The sequence below is a fragment of the Streptomyces sp. NBC_00539 genome, assembly GCF_036346105.1.
Lineage (GTDB): Bacteria > Actinomycetota > Actinomycetes > Streptomycetales > Streptomycetaceae > Streptomyces.
Window position 1 is genome coordinate 4,665,321 of record NZ_CP107811.1, and the last position, 13,171, is coordinate 4,678,491.

Here is a 13,171-nt window from a genome sequence, read left to right on the forward strand (position 1 = left end):
CCGGCAGGCCGCCCCCGCCGTGCATACTTCTGAGGAAAAGGTGTGTGGCGGGTCCGGTCGCCGACAATCACCCGTTCGGACCCAGCAGGAAGTGTTCATGACCAAGCTGTCGGTAGTTGTCCCTTGCTACAACGAAGAAGCCGTCATCGACAGCTTCGACGTCGAGATCCGCAGGGTCCTGGACGCACTGCCCGTCACCTATGAGGTGTGTTACGTCGACGACGGGAGCCGGGACGGCACCCTGGAGAAGCTCCGCAAGATCGCCACGGAGCACGGCGAGCAGACGCGCTACGTCTCGTTCAGCCGGAACTTCGGCAAGGAGGCCGGCATGCTCGCCGGCCTGCGCGAGGCCACCGGTGACGCTGTGGTGATCATGGACGCCGACCTCCAGCACCCGCCCGAGCTGATCGCCACCATGCTCGACTACCACCGCCAGGGGCACGACCAGATCATCGCCCGACGCACGCGCGAAGGGGACAAGAAGGTCCGCTCCGCGCTCAGCCGGCTCTACTACCGCGGCGTCAACCGCTGGGTCGACGTCGAGCTCACCGACGGTGTCGGGGACTTCCGGATGCTCTCCCGCCAGGCCGTGGACGCCCTGCTGGCGCTGCCGGAGTACAACCGCTTCTCCAAGGGGCTCTTCTCCTGGATCGGCTTCGACACCGTCCACTTCGACTACCGCAACGCCCAGCGCGAGGCCGGCGAGACGAAGTGGAAGTTCGGCTCGCTGCTGAACTACGCGATGGACGGTCTGATCTCCTTCAACAACCGGCCGCTGCGGATCGGGATCTGGCTCGGCGTGTCGCTCGTGGGCCTCACCGGGCTCTACGCGCTGTGGATCACGGTGATGGCGATGACCCACGGTGTCGACTCACCCGGTTACGTCACCCTGGTCGCGCTCATCACGGGCCTCGGCGGCGTGCAGATGATCATGCTCGGGCTGATCGGCGAGTACATCGGACGCATCTACTACGAGACCAAGCGCAGGCCCCACTTCCTGGTCAAGGAGGCGCACGGCGCGGGGCGGGCGCAGGCGGAGCGCGGGGGCGCTGCCGCGGAGGCCGTGATCGTCGAGCGCAGCCGCGGATGACGGCCGACGGCACCCCCGGCAACGGCGACGGCAGCGGCAACGGCAATGGCGACGGCAACGGCGGCGTCAGCGTTGGAGACGCCGGCCCCGGCCCCGGCCGCAGTGCGCGGCGCGAGCAGTTCGGGCAGCTCCTGCGCTTCGGCCTCGTGGGCGGGGTGAACACCGGCACCTTCTTCGGCATCTACCTGCTCCTGCACCCCTGGATGCCGTACTTCGCCGCCTACACCCTGGCCTTCCTGCTCTCGATGGTCGGCTCGTTCTTCATGAACACCTACTTCACCTACCGGACCCGGCCGACCTGGAAGAAGTTCGCGCTCTTCCCGCTCACCAACGCCACCAACTACGTGATCCAGTCGGTCGGGCTCTACGCCCTGGTCACCTGGGCCGGGATGGACACGCGGATCGCGCCGCTGGTCGCGGCCGTCGTGGCGATCCCGTTCACCTTCCTCCTCTCCCGCAAGATCCTCGTCCCCGGAGCGGTCCCCGCGGCCGGGCAGGAGCCCGCCCGGAGCCGGTCCACGCTCTGAAACCGCCGCGCGGCCCGCTCCGGCCACCCCGTAGATTGAGGGCGCAAGGATCAGGCAGGCGAGGGGCAAGGGGAAGACGTGTCAGCGGCTAGGCAGAGCGTCGTCGACGCGCGCAGGATCGTGGTCAAGGTCGGATCCTCCTCGCTGACCACCGCGGCGGGCGGTCTCGACGCGGACCGGGTGGACGCGCTGGTCGACGTACTGGCCAAGGCCCGCAGCGGCGGCGAGAAGGAGATAGTGCTCGTCTCCTCCGGCGCCATCGCCGCCGGACTCTCCCCCCTCGGACTGCGCCGCCGCCCCAAGGACCTGGCCCGCCAGCAGGCCGCCGCGAGCGTCGGACAGGGCCTGCTCGTCGCCCGGTACACCGCCTCCTTCGCCCGCTACGGCATCCGCGTCGGCCAAGTGCTCCTCACCAGCGACGACACCAGCCGGCGGGCGCACTACCGAAACGCCTACCGGACCCTGGACCAGCTCCTGGTGATGGGGGCGCTGCCCGTCGTCAACGAGAACGACACCGTGGCCACGGACGAGATCCGCTTCGGCGACAACGACCGGCTGGCGGCCCTCGTCGCCCACCTCGTCCGCGCCGACCTGCTGGTCCTGCTCTCCGACGTCGACGGCCTCTACGACGGGGACCCGTCCCTGCCCGGCACCACCCGCGTCGAGGAAGTGCGCGGCCCCGAGGACATCGCCCACGTCTCGATCGGCAGCGCCGGCAAGGCGGGCGTCGGCACCGGCGGCATGGTCACCAAGGTCGAGGCCGCCCGGATCGCGGCGGCGGCCGGGATCCCGGTCGTCCTGACCTCCGCGAGCCAGGCGGCGGACGCCCTGGCCGGGCGCGGCACGGGCACCCTCTTCCACGCGACGGGCCGCCGTTCGGCGGACCGGCTGCTGTGGCTCCAGCACGCCTCGACCCCCCAGGGACACCTCGTACTCGACGACGGGGCGGTGCGCGCGGTCACCGAGCGCGGCAGCTCCCTGCTGCCCGCCGGAATCGCGGCGGTGGAAGGGGAGTTCGTCGCCGGGGACCCCGTGGAGCTGCGCTCCGCGGACGGCCGGGCGGTGGCGAGGGGCCTGGTCAACTTCGATGCCAAGGAACTCCCGAGGCTGCTGGGACGATCCACCCGCGAGCTCGCGCGAGAGCTCGGACCCGCGTACGAGCGGGAGGTCGTCCACCGGGACGATCTGGTGCTGCTGGAGGGCTGAGGTTCGGCAAAACCGCCGCACGGCAGGCCAAGGACTGGTCAACTGTGAGAGGCAGACGGACACGCGGGGTGTGGCGGAGCAGACAGGAGGCGGCTGGTGAGGCGAGCGCTGACCAGCGTCGGCACCGGGGACGGTGACGGCGGCGGAGGCGGGGACCAGGGCGACACCTCCCGTCTCTGGCACGTGACCCTGAGCGTCTCCGGCAAGCCGGCCCCGCTGTGCGAGGTGCGGCGCGGGCTGGAGCAGCTCGCGCATGATCACCCGTTTCTGCTGACCAGCCGGTATGCCGACGACCATGCGGAGATCCGGTACTGGGAGGAGGCCCGCGACCTCCACGACGCGGCGGCCGTCGCCCTGCGGCTGTGGGGCGAGCACCGCTCGTCGGCGCGGCTGCCACCGTGGGAGATCGTCGGCCTGGAGGTCATCGACCGCTCGACCTACCACCAGCGCGTCGCGGAGGGCTACGGCCCACCCCCGGCCCACCCGGTCGGCGTGCACCCTTACTAGACGCGGCCCCGTTCTCGCCCACGGCTGCACCCCTTGCCGCTTGCGGCCCGGGGCCGGGCACTTCCAGCCCCGCCGGCGTTTGAGGCGCGGGTCCGGGACTTGTGGCCCGGGCATCTCCAGCCCCGCCGGCGTTTGAGGCGCGGGTCCGGGACTTGCGGCCCATGCCCGGGGACTTCCAGCCCCGCCGGCGTTTGAGGCGCGGGTCCGGGCAGAGCCCGGATAGCCGCCCGGCAGGGCGCGGTGGCTTGGCGCCGGGTACGGCTTCGCCGGGGTATTCGGCCGCCTACGGGTGAGGCGCGGGGTGCGGGGCGGAGTCCCGGGAAACGGTGAAAGGGCGGGGCGGAGAGCAAGCCCGCGCAGCGCCCCCGGGCGGAGCCGGGCACCCTCCCGGCCGGCGGCAGCGGCTCGGGTCCCTGCTCCGCCCGGACAGGGCTGTGGGCCGGCCCCCGGACGACCCGGAGGGGAGCAGGCCGGCCCCCTCGCTGCCCGCCGCAACCCCCCGCCGCAGCCCCCCGGCGGAGCCCCCCGGCGGAGCCTCACGGTGGGGCGTCTCGGGGGGTGGAATCCCGGCGGCCGCCGATCGCCCGGGGATTACCCTGGGCCGCATGACCTCGTACGACGCCCCCAGCCCCGTCACCGCCACCGCGCAAGCCGCCAAGGCCGCCGCCGCAGCCATCGCCCCGCTCCCGCGGTCCGCCAAGGACGCCGCCCTCCTGGCCATCGCGGACGCGCTGGAGGCCCGTACGGCCGAGATCGTCGAGGCCAACGCGGTCGACACCGCCAAGGCCGCCGCGGCCGGCACCAGTGAGACCGTCATCGACCGCCTCACCCTCACCCCCGAGCGCGTCCGCGCCATCGCCTCCGACGTGCGCGACGTCGCCGCCCTGCCCGACCCCGTCGGTGAGGTCGTCCGCGGCTCGACCCTCCCCAACGGCATCGACCTGCGCCAGATCCGCGTCCCGCTCGGCGTCGTCGGCGTCATCTACGAGGCCCGCCCCAACGTCACCGTCGACGCCGCCGCGCTCTGCCTCAAGTCCGGCAACGCCGTCCTCCTGCGGGGCAGTTCCTCCGCCTACGCCTCGAACACCGCCCTGGTCGGGATCCTCCGCGACGCCATCGTCTCCGCCGGCCTGCCCGCGGACGCGATCCAGCTCGTGCCCGGCGAGTCCCGCGACTCCGTCCGCGAGCTGATGCGCGCCCGCGGCCTGGTCGACGTCCTCATCCCGCGCGGCGGCGCCTCGCTCATCAAGACCGTGGTCGAGGAGTCCATCGTCCCGGTCATCGAGACCGGTACCGGCAACTGCCACGTCTACGTCGACGCCCAGGCCGACCTCGCCATGGCCGTGGACATCCTCGTCAACTCCAAGGCCCAGCGGCCCTCCGTCTGCAACTCCGCCGAGACGCTCCTGGTCCACCGGGACATCGCCGCCGCCTTCCTGCCCCTGGCGCTGGACGCCCTCGCGGACGCCGGCGTCACCGTGCACGGGGACGGCGAGGTGCTCTCGTACGCCGAAGGCACCAAGGTGACCGCGCTGCCCGCCACCGACGAGGACTGGGCCGCCGAGTACCTCTCCTACGACATCGCGGCCGCCGTCGTGGACTCCCTCGACGAGGCCGTCACCCACATCCGCCGCTGGACCTCCGGGCACACCGAGGCGATCGTCACCACCTCCCAGGCCGCCGCCCGCCGCTTCACCCAGCTGGTCGACTCGACCACGGTCGCCGTGAACGCCTCCACCCGGTTCACCGACGGTGGTCAGTTCGGCTTCGGCGCGGAGATCGGCATCTCCACCCAGAAGCTGCACGCCCGCGGCCCGATGGGCCTTCCCGAGCTGACCTCCACCAAGTACATCGTCACCGGCGACGGTCACGTCCGGTAGCCGAACGGCGCACGCGGTGTGGCCGGATTTCCGCTCACACCCTGCCCAAAGCAGCCCCCCAGGTCTACGCTGTCCCCGTGCCGGACGACGTGGGGGGCAAGCCGTTCCCGGACGACGGTGAGCCCGACGACGACCGCGGAGGCGCGGATCAGGACTTCGCCTCCGTGGTGTTCGACGAGGCCTTCGTCCGGAACGCCGAGATTCACGAACCGAGCGCGGCCGAGCGCCAGCGCGCCGCCGACCGGGCCCGCGCCGAGGCCGCCGAGGCCGCGCGCGTCGCCGGTGGCCGGACCGGCGAAGACGACTACGAGGGCTACGACGGCTACGGGTACGGCTCTGCCGACGCCTACGACCTCGACGAGCCCGGCTGGGAGCACGGCGGCTACGGCCACGGGTACCCGGACGGCCCCTACGGCGTCTACGGAGGCCGCCTGCGGCCCTACCGCGGACGCTCCCCGTGGCTCCGTCCGGTCGCCTGGGTGCTGGCCGTCGTCATGGGACTCGGCATGGTCGCCCTGGCGTTCAGCGCGGTGTACCGGAGCGCCGAAGCCGACTCGGACCCCGCCCCGGCCCCGGCCAGTACCCCGCTGCGCGAAGTCACCGGCGCGGGTGCGTTTACGTACCCCGTCGGCCGCCAACCCTGAAAGTACGACCCCTTGAGCACGACCCCACTCGCGTGACCGGAGCAGGGGGCTTCTCTACAGCGGGGACAGCGGGGAGAAGCGATGGCCGTTCCAGGAGATCCACCCAACGGCACCCCCGAAGGCACCGGCGGGGGCGACGACGACTTCCGGGCGGACGAGTACCGGTCCGTCGTCTTCGACGAGGACTTCGTGCGCGCCGCCCGGCTCCAGGAGTACTCCGCCGAGGAACGCATGGGCGAGCACGCCCGGGCCGTACGCAGCCGCTCACTCTGGTCGGCCGGCGGGACCGGGCACCGCACCGGCACTCCCGGCAGGGGCGCCCGGCAGGGCATGCTGCTCGTCCTGCTCATCGCCACGGCCTTCGCGGCCGCGGTGTACATGGGCCTGCGCAACCCGTACGTGCCCACGCCCCAGGGCGAAGCCCAGCCGCTCGGCAGTGTCGTCGTCCCGCTCGCGCCGGCCGTTCCCGTCCCCGGCGGAAGCCCGGCTGACCTCTACGCGAACAGCCCCGCGGCCCACTACGCCGTCGGGGCGGCCGGGATCAGCCTGCCCGCCGTGCGCCGCACCCCGCATTTCAGCGACAGCCAGATCCTCGCGGCGCTGTCCATCGCCAAGGACTACCTGGTGCAGTCCTCGCTCGACCCGGACGTCCTGGCCGGCACCGCCTCCCGGCCCGTACGCGTCCTGCTCGACCCGGCCCAGCAGTCGCAGTTCGACCAGAGCATGACCTCGCCCTCCGGGGACGGCCGGCACGCCGCCACCGGGTGGCTGGTCCGCTTCGACCCGGGCACCGCCGCGATCGCCGATTCACGCGTGCGGGTGAACGGCACCCTCGGCTTCGAGGAGGTCACCCCCGACGCGCTGGAGGTGACCACCGACCACACCTTCGTCTACGCGGTCCGCCCCGCCACCGGATCCCCGACCGCCGTCGACGGCGCGTCGCTCTTCACCGTCCGGCGCGAGCTGCTGCTGCGCTTCGACCGCGCGGACCTCACGGCCCGGCGTGCCGAGCTGCTCTCGGCCTACGTGACGGCCGGACCGCAGGACTGCGCCACCGACCCGGCAGCCGGCTTCCGCCCGCTGCTCGCGGGAGCCGCGCCCACCACCGTCGGGCCGCCGGCCAGCGACCCGTACGCCAGCGGCCACCCGAGGCGCACGGCCGGGCTGTGCGGCGTCCTGGCGACGCCCGCACCCCCGGACGCCCCCGGCGCGACCGAGCCGGAAGGCCGGACCCTGCCGGAGAGCCAGGTCCCGCCGGACGGTGCGGCTACTGCTCCGTAGCCCCGCCCTTGCCGTCCCCGCCGTGGCCGGCTCCGCCCGCCCCCGTACCGCCGCCCGCGCCGGAACCCGAGCCGGTGAACACGTCGCGGAGCTTGCCGCCGAGGTCGCCCGCACCGCCGGCTATGTCGCCGACCAGCTTCATCAGCGGATCCTTGCTGCTGCGCACGGAGTCCGCGTAGTGCGAGGCGGACTCCCGGAAGGAGTCGCCCACCGAGGTGTCCTTGTCCTCGTCCCGCCGCGGGTAGTGGCCGTCCATGATCCGCTGGTAGTCCCGGCTCTGCGACCACTTCTTGAGCTCGGCCGCTCGCACCGTGGTGAAGGGATGCGTGCGCGGCAGCATGTTGAGGATCTTGAGGACGGAGTCCCGCAGGTCACCGCTCTCCTCGTACTCCTCGGCCTGCGCAAGGAAGGCGTCCACGTTCATCTCGTGCAGGTGGTGGCCGCCGGCCAGCTTCATCAGCCCGCGCATAGAGGCGTGCACGTCCTGCCCCGCCAGCAGCCCGGCCCGGTCCGCCGACAGCTCCGACTTGCGGAACCACTCCCGCAGCGCGGTGACGATCGCCATGATCGCCACATTGCCCAGCGGGATCCACGCCACCTTGAGCGCCAGGTTCGTCAGGAACAGCAGGACCGTGCGGTACACGGCGTGCCCGGACAGTGCGTGGCCCACCTCGTGGCCGACGACCGCCCGCATCTCCTCCTCGTCGAGCAGTTCGACCAGGCCCGTCGTCACCACGATGATCGGCTCGTCCAGCCCGATGCACATCGCGTTCGGCTTCGGATCCTGCTGCACGTACATCTGCGGGACCTGCTCCAGGTCCAGGACGTAGCAGGCGTCGAGCAGCATCCCGTGCAGGTGGGGGAACTGCGTCTCGCCCACCCGGACCGAATCCGACAGGAACAGCAGGCGCAGGCTCCGCTCCGGCAGCAGCCCGCTGAGGGCCTTGAACACCGTGTCGAACCCGCTGAGTTTGCGCAGCGCGACCAGCGCCGAGCGGTCCGCCGGATGCTCGTAGGCCCGCGACGAGATGCCGGGGAACCTCCTGCGGTTCCGGGCCGGTACCTTCTCGGATCCGGTGTTCGTCATGACGCCCTCCCCCTGGATAGACCTGTGTGCTCGCGTCCATCCTCTCCAACGCCTGAGTCGGCGTGAGGGTGCCCGGGGCCCCCGCATACGATGTGAGGGAAGTCTCCGCTCCCTCCCGACTCGATAGGTACCTGCCTGATGAGCCTCTCCACCACCACCCACAACCTGGTCGTTCTCGCCTCGGAGGGTGCCGAGCAGCACGGCGGCAACCACGACAGCCTGAGCCCCTACCTGACCGGTGGCGGCGCCTTCTGCGTGCTGCTGCTCCTGCTGTGGGTGACCACGCGCCTCAACCGCGACCGCTAGACCCGTTGTCCGAGCGCACCGCCCGGCTGCCCGAGCCCCCGGGCGCACGCTCGAATGCGGGTCCGGGACGGGCCGCCGGGCCAGTAGGCTCTGCGCTCATGGGAGAGCAGGGAACGCCTACCGGCCCGGTCAAGCGCCGCCTCGGCGTGATGGGCGGGACATTCGATCCGATCCACCACGGACACCTGGTGGCCGCCAGTGAGGTGGCCGCCCTCTTCCACCTCGACGAGGTGGTGTTCGTACCGACCGGCCAGCCGTGGCAGAAGTCGCACAGCGTCGTCTCCCCGGCCGAGGACCGCTACCTCATGACCGTCATCGCGACGGCCTCGAACCCGCAGTTCTCGGTGAGCCGCATCGACATCGACCGCGGCGGCCCGACGTACACCATCGACACCCTGCGGGACCTGAGCGCCCTCAACCACGACTCCGACCTGTTCTTCATCACCGGGGCGGATGCCCTCGCCCAGATCCTGACCTGGCGCAACGCCGAGGAGCTGTTCTCCCTCGCGCACTTCATCGGAGTGACCCGGCCGGGCCACGTGCTGACCGACGACGGGCTGCCCGAGGGCGGTGTCTCCCTGGTCGAGGTGCCCGCGCTGGCGATCTCGTCCACCGACTGCCGGGCGCGCGTCGCGCAGGGCGACCCCGTTTGGTATTTGGTGCCGGACGGTGTCGTGCGCTACATCGACAAGCGTGAGCTGTACCGGGGAGCCTGAGCTTCCGGTTCAGCAGAGAGGGGCCCGCGGTGAACGACCGCCAGGATCCGTACGACCCGTACGCCGCCCAGGAGCAGCAGCTCATCGGCTACGACCCGTACGGCCGGCCGGTGTACGGCCCTGCGCCCGCCCAGGCCCCCGCCCCCGCGTACGAGCAGCCGTACGGCTACGACCACCAGGGCTACGCCCCCCAGCAGCCCTACCCGCAGCAGCAGCAGCCCGCCCAGGACCACGGCACTCAGGGCGGGGCGTACGGCCAGGAGCAGTACGCGCCCGGCCCCGGCTACGGGTACGACACCCAGCAGGCCCAGCAGTGGATCCCGCAGCAGCATGCCCCGCAGGAGCAGGCTCCCGGGCAGCAGGCGCCCCGGCAGCAGCCCGCCCCGGACCCCCGGCCGGCCCCCCAGGTCCCCCAGCCGCGCCGGGCCGCCCCCGGACCCGGGACCGAGCCCGAAGCCGGCCGGGACTACCGCACCGAGATGTTCGCCTTCATCGACCAGCCGGACGAGGAGTCCGAGGACGTCATCGACTGGCTCGCCTTCACCGAGAGCCGCACCGAACGCCGCGAGGAGGCCCGCCGCCGGGGCCGCAACCGGACCGTCGCGCTGATCGTCGTCCTCGCCTTGATCGTCGTCGGCGGCGCCGGCTACCTCTGGTACGCGGGCAAGCTCCCCTTCCTCGACGGGCCCGGTGGTCAGAAGAAGCCCGCGGCCGCGACCGGGGCACAGAAGCGGGACATGATCGTCGTCCACGTGCTCAACACGAAGAAGGGCGGCTCCTCCACGCTGCTGCTCGTCGACAACGTGACCACGAAGCAGGGCGCCACCGTCCTGCTGCCGAACACCCTGAACGTCCCCAAGGAGGACGGCACCGGCCAGCCGCTGTCCAAGTCGGTCGAGGACGGCGGCATCGGCACCCGCGAGTCCCTCGACTCGGTCCTCGGCACCCGCATCGGCGGCACCTGGCGCCTGGACACCCCCTTCCTGGAGCGGCTCGTCGAGCTGGTCGGCGGCATCGAGGTCGATACCGACACCGCCGTCCCGGCCGACGACCAGGCGAAGACCCCGGCCGTGTCCCAGGGCGCCAAGCAGAGCCTGACCGGTGCGATGGCCGTCGCCTACGCCACCCACCGCGCCCAGGGCGAGCCGGAGACCAAGCAGCTGGAGCGGCTCGGCAAGGTGCTGTACGCCGTCCTGCGCAAGATCCCCGCCGACCCGAAGGCGGCGGCGGTGACCGTCGAGAGCATGGGCCAGATCCTGGACCCGGCGCTGAACGCGCAGAACCTGGGCGCGCTGCTGTCGCGGATCGGGGAGCACGCCAAGGTGGGCGCCTACCGCACCGAGGTGCTCCCGGTGAAGCCGGACGGCGGCCTCGGCGACGACGCCGGCAAGAAGGCCGTCGACGAGATCCTCGGCGGCTCCGCCGCGGCGGTCCCCGGCGCCGCTCCCCGGATCGGCCTCAAGGACGCCACCGGAGACGAGAAGGCGCAGCTCGCGGCGAAGGCGGCGCTGCTGAACGGCGGCTACACGCTCGTCGAGGGCGGCAAGGCCGACAAGAGCGCGGCGCTCTCGCAGATCACCTACCGGGACGAGGCGCAGCGGGCCAAGGCGGTCGAGGTGGCCAAGACGCTGGGGCTGCCGGAGACGGCCGTCAAGAAGGCCGAGAGCGCGGTGAACGCGGACGTCGTGGTGGTCCTGGGCAAGGACTACAAGGCGTCCTGAGCCGCTGCGGGCGGCCTCGCCGGGCCCCTGAGCTGTGATTTCGTCCGCGCGGAACGTTCCGCGCGGGCGGTGTCGGCGGTACATGAGACCCTTGAGAGGATCTGCCCGCCAACCCGAAAGCATGGCCAGTGACCGCCACGGACCGCTCCATCGAGCTCATCACCGCCGCCGCCCAGGCCGCGGCCGACCGGCTCGCGCACGACATCATCGCGTACGACGTCAGCGACGTGCTGTCGATCACCGACGCCTTCCTCCTCGCCTCCGCGCCCAACGACCGCCAGGTCAAGTCGATCGTGGACGAGATCGAAGAGCGCCTGCTCAAGGAACTCGGCGCCAAGCCGGTGCGCCGCGAGGGCGACCGCGACGCCCGCTGGATCCTGCTCGACTACGTCGACATCGTCGTGCACGTCCAGCACAGCGAGGAGCGGGTCTTCTACGCGCTGGAGCGCCTGTGGAAGGACTGCCCCGAGATCGAGCTCCCCGAGGACGCCAAGCTCACCATCGGCAAGGCCGAGGAGCACGCGAAGCTGCGCGAGGCGCAGGGCGACGACGAACTGGACGGTGATCTGTTCTGAGCACGACCGACACGGGTACGACCGGTACGGCCGCCTCCACCGCACCGGCCGCTTCGGACGGCAAGGGCGGTCGCACCGGTCGGAAGATCGTCCTTTGGCGGCACGGGCAGACCTCGTGGAACCTGGAGCGCCGCTTCCAGGGCTCCACGGACATAGAGCTGACCGAGACCGGTGTGGCGCAGGCGCGCCGCGCCGCCCGGCTGCTCGCCTCGATGAAGCCGGACGCCATCGTCGCCTCGGACCTGCGGCGCGCCTCCGACACGGCCGCCGAGCTGGCCGCGCTCACCGGCCTCGCGGTGGAGCACGACGAGGCGCTGCGCGAGACGTACGCGGGCGAGTGGCAGGGGCTCACGCACGAGGAGATCCTCCACAAGTACGGCGAGCAGTACGCGGCGTGGAAGCGCGGCGAGCCCGTACGGCGCGGTGGCGGCGAGCTGGAGACCGAGGTCGCCGACCGGGCCGCGCCGGTGGTCCTGCGTCACGTCGACCTGCTGCCCGAGGGCGGCACGCTGGTGGTGGTCAGCCACGGCGGGACGATCCGTACGACCATCGGCCGTCTGCTGGAGCTGGACCCGTCCTCCTGGGAGAGCCTCGGCGGGCTCACCAACTGCTGCTGGTCCGTCCTCGGCGAGGGCGCGCGCGGCTGGCGCCTCATGGAGCACAACGCCGGCACGCTGCCGGAGCCGGTGCTCGGCGACGACGACTGAGCACGTCGGCGCTGCCCGCGGCGCAGGTCGGTGCGGGCGCACGGCCGGATTTCACTTTCCGGCTGGTCGCAGGCTAGAGTTCTTCTTGTTCGCAGCGCGGAACGCCGGAAACGGGGGGAGCGCCGCGGAGAGCGGGGCTATAGCTCAGTTGGTAGAGCGCCTGCATGGCATGCAGGAGGTCAGGAGTTCAATTCTCCTTAGCTCCACAATCGGTATCCCGTCCCCAACAGGGGGCGGGATACTTGCGTTTGTTCCTTTTTGTGCTTGCTGACCCGGCGCGTACCGGCATGGCAGAATCGGACCGCCGGAGGGGGACACGACGGCCCGACGCGGGAGGGAGTCGCTGACGGATGGGTGCACACCGGCGGCGGTGCGACTGGTGCAACAACGGCACGCCGATCGTGCGGGACATGGAGCCGGTCAACCCCGACTACCAGTACTGGTGCGAGGAATGCGCGCGGGCGCTGATCATAAAAGGCGACCCCATCGAGACGTACCGCGAGCTGGAGGGCGAGCCGATCTACGGCCGACTGCTCGACGAGCACTGCACGCTCAAGCGCTTCTACCAGTTCGCGAAGGCGTGAGGAAACGGACGTAGTGGTCCATGTCCGTCATGGCTCCGGCGGTGCGGAAACCGATTTTTGGACCAGGGCCATGACCGTGTAATGTTTGGGACGTCGCCAAGGGGAACCGCCAAGGGAAACCGGAACGGCAAGCAGTACCAAGCAGTACGAGGGGCTATAGCTCAGTTGGTAGAGCGCCTGCATGGCATGCAGGAGGTCAGGAGTTCAATTCTCCTTAGCTCCACAGTGAGGAAGCGGGTCACCCGGATCGGGTGGCCCGCTTCTCGTTGTGCGGAACGCCCGAGCGGGCGTCGGGGCCGCTGCGGTACCCTGACGCCATGCGTGCCGTACGCCTTCTGCT

General features: G+C 71.6%; 14 protein-coding genes and 2 tRNA genes. 15 read left to right on the top strand and 1 reads right to left on the bottom strand.

What is annotated here, in order from left to right; genetic code table 11:
* Positions 1-97 precede the first annotated feature (97 nt).
* The 7 genes from OG861_RS20900 to OG861_RS20930 all read left to right on the top strand — a co-directional run bounded on the left by OG861_RS20900 (position 98) and on the right by OG861_RS20930 (position 7,135).
* Positions 98-1,090 (top strand): glycosyltransferase family 2 protein, encoded by a 993-nt coding sequence (locus tag OG861_RS20900; protein WP_329195161.1) that lies wholly within the window; start codon positions 98-100, stop codon positions 1,088-1,090.
* The gene (locus tag OG861_RS20905; RefSeq protein ID WP_329195159.1) at positions 1,087-1,617 is read left to right on the top strand and encodes a GtrA family protein; all 531 of its coding nucleotides are present in this window, start codon (positions 1,087-1,089) and stop codon (positions 1,615-1,617) included. Before OG861_RS20900 ends, OG861_RS20905 begins: the two co-directional genes overlap by 4 nt.
* 78 nt (positions 1,618-1,695) lie before the next feature.
* Entirely contained in the window at positions 1,696-2,823 is a 1,128-nt protein-coding gene (gene proB, locus OG861_RS20910) for a glutamate 5-kinase (protein ID WP_329195157.1), read from the top strand.
* A gap of 108 nt (positions 2,824-2,931) precedes the next feature.
* Positions 2,932-3,330, top strand: a complete 399-nt coding sequence (locus OG861_RS20915; RefSeq protein WP_329202172.1) for a hypothetical protein — start codon at positions 2,932-2,934, stop codon at positions 3,328-3,330.
* Between the two features lie 605 nt (positions 3,331-3,935).
* On the top strand, positions 3,936-5,210 hold the full coding sequence (locus tag OG861_RS20920) for a glutamate-5-semialdehyde dehydrogenase (protein WP_443056499.1): 1,275 nt from the start codon (positions 3,936-3,938) through the stop codon (positions 5,208-5,210).
* A gap of 77 nt (positions 5,211-5,287) precedes the next feature.
* Complete coding sequence (locus tag OG861_RS20925) at positions 5,288-5,854, top strand: SCO2584 family spore wall biosynthesis protein (protein ID WP_329195155.1); 567 nt, start codon at positions 5,288-5,290, stop codon at positions 5,852-5,854.
* Between the two features lie 81 nt (positions 5,855-5,935).
* Entirely contained in the window at positions 5,936-7,135 is a 1,200-nt protein-coding gene (locus OG861_RS20930; RefSeq protein ID WP_329195153.1) for an SCO2583 family membrane protein, read from the top strand.
* On the opposite strand, the gene OG861_RS20935 is transcribed toward OG861_RS20930, so the two are convergent.
* Positions 7,122-8,222 (bottom strand): M48 family metallopeptidase, encoded by a 1,101-nt coding sequence (locus tag OG861_RS20935; protein WP_329195151.1) that lies wholly within the window; start codon positions 8,220-8,222, stop codon positions 7,122-7,124. The two genes, OG861_RS20930 and OG861_RS20935, sit on opposite strands and share 14 nt — an antisense overlap.
* 138 nt (positions 8,223-8,360) lie before the next feature.
* Between OG861_RS20935 and OG861_RS20940 the strand changes: the two genes are divergently transcribed.
* The 8 genes from OG861_RS20940 (at position 8,361) to OG861_RS20975 (ending at position 13,054) form a co-directional block, all read left to right on the top strand.
* Complete coding sequence (locus OG861_RS20940) at positions 8,361-8,528, top strand: hypothetical protein (RefSeq protein ID WP_190182442.1); 168 nt, start codon at positions 8,361-8,363, stop codon at positions 8,526-8,528.
* Positions 8,529-8,626: 98 nt separating this feature from the next.
* Complete coding sequence (gene nadD, locus OG861_RS20945) at positions 8,627-9,244, top strand: nicotinate-nucleotide adenylyltransferase (RefSeq protein ID WP_136215685.1); 618 nt, start codon at positions 8,627-8,629, stop codon at positions 9,242-9,244.
* A gap of 29 nt (positions 9,245-9,273) precedes the next feature.
* On the top strand, positions 9,274-10,965 hold the full coding sequence (locus OG861_RS20950; RefSeq protein ID WP_329195146.1) for an LCP family protein: 1,692 nt from the start codon (positions 9,274-9,276) through the stop codon (positions 10,963-10,965).
* 128 nt (positions 10,966-11,093) lie between these two features.
* Entirely contained in the window at positions 11,094-11,540 is a 447-nt protein-coding gene (rsfS, locus tag OG861_RS20955) for a ribosome silencing factor (protein WP_136215683.1), read from the top strand.
* Positions 11,541-11,626: 86 nt separating this feature from the next.
* A complete protein-coding gene (locus tag OG861_RS20960) occupies positions 11,627-12,247 on the top strand; it encodes a histidine phosphatase family protein (RefSeq protein ID WP_329202168.1) in 621 nt (206 codons plus the stop codon).
* Positions 12,248-12,380: 133 nt separating this feature from the next.
* Positions 12,381-12,453: transfer RNA gene (locus tag OG861_RS20965), tRNA-Ala, on the top strand.
* A 144-nt stretch (positions 12,454-12,597) separates the two neighbouring features.
* The gene (locus OG861_RS20970) at positions 12,598-12,831 is read left to right on the top strand and encodes a hypothetical protein (protein ID WP_136215681.1); all 234 of its coding nucleotides are present in this window, start codon (positions 12,598-12,600) and stop codon (positions 12,829-12,831) included.
* A 150-nt stretch (positions 12,832-12,981) separates the two neighbouring features.
* A tRNA-Ala gene (locus OG861_RS20975) sits at positions 12,982-13,054 on the top strand.
* The last annotated feature ends 117 nt before the right edge of the window (positions 13,055-13,171 follow it).

Coding starts and splice junctions, on each gene's coding strand:
- nadD (WP_136215685.1), top strand. CDS start 8,627: ATGGGAGAGCAGGGAACGCCTACCGGCCCGGTCAAGCGCCGCCTCGGC.
- OG861_RS20900 (WP_329195161.1), top strand. CDS start 98: ATGACCAAGCTGTCGGTAGTTGTCCCTTGCTACAACGAAGAAGCCGTC.
- OG861_RS20905 (WP_329195159.1), top strand. CDS start 1,087: ATGACGGCCGACGGCACCCCCGGCAACGGCGACGGCAGCGGCAACGGC.
- OG861_RS20935 (WP_329195151.1), bottom strand. CDS start 8,222: ATGACGAACACCGGATCCGAGAAGGTACCGGCCCGGAACCGCAGGAGG.
- OG861_RS20970 (WP_136215681.1), top strand. CDS start 12,598: ATGGGTGCACACCGGCGGCGGTGCGACTGGTGCAACAACGGCACGCCG.
- OG861_RS20920 (WP_443056499.1), top strand. CDS start 3,936: ATGACCTCGTACGACGCCCCCAGCCCCGTCACCGCCACCGCGCAAGCC.
- OG861_RS20930 (WP_329195153.1), top strand. CDS start 5,936: ATGGCCGTTCCAGGAGATCCACCCAACGGCACCCCCGAAGGCACCGGC.
- OG861_RS20940 (WP_190182442.1), top strand. CDS start 8,361: ATGAGCCTCTCCACCACCACCCACAACCTGGTCGTTCTCGCCTCGGAG.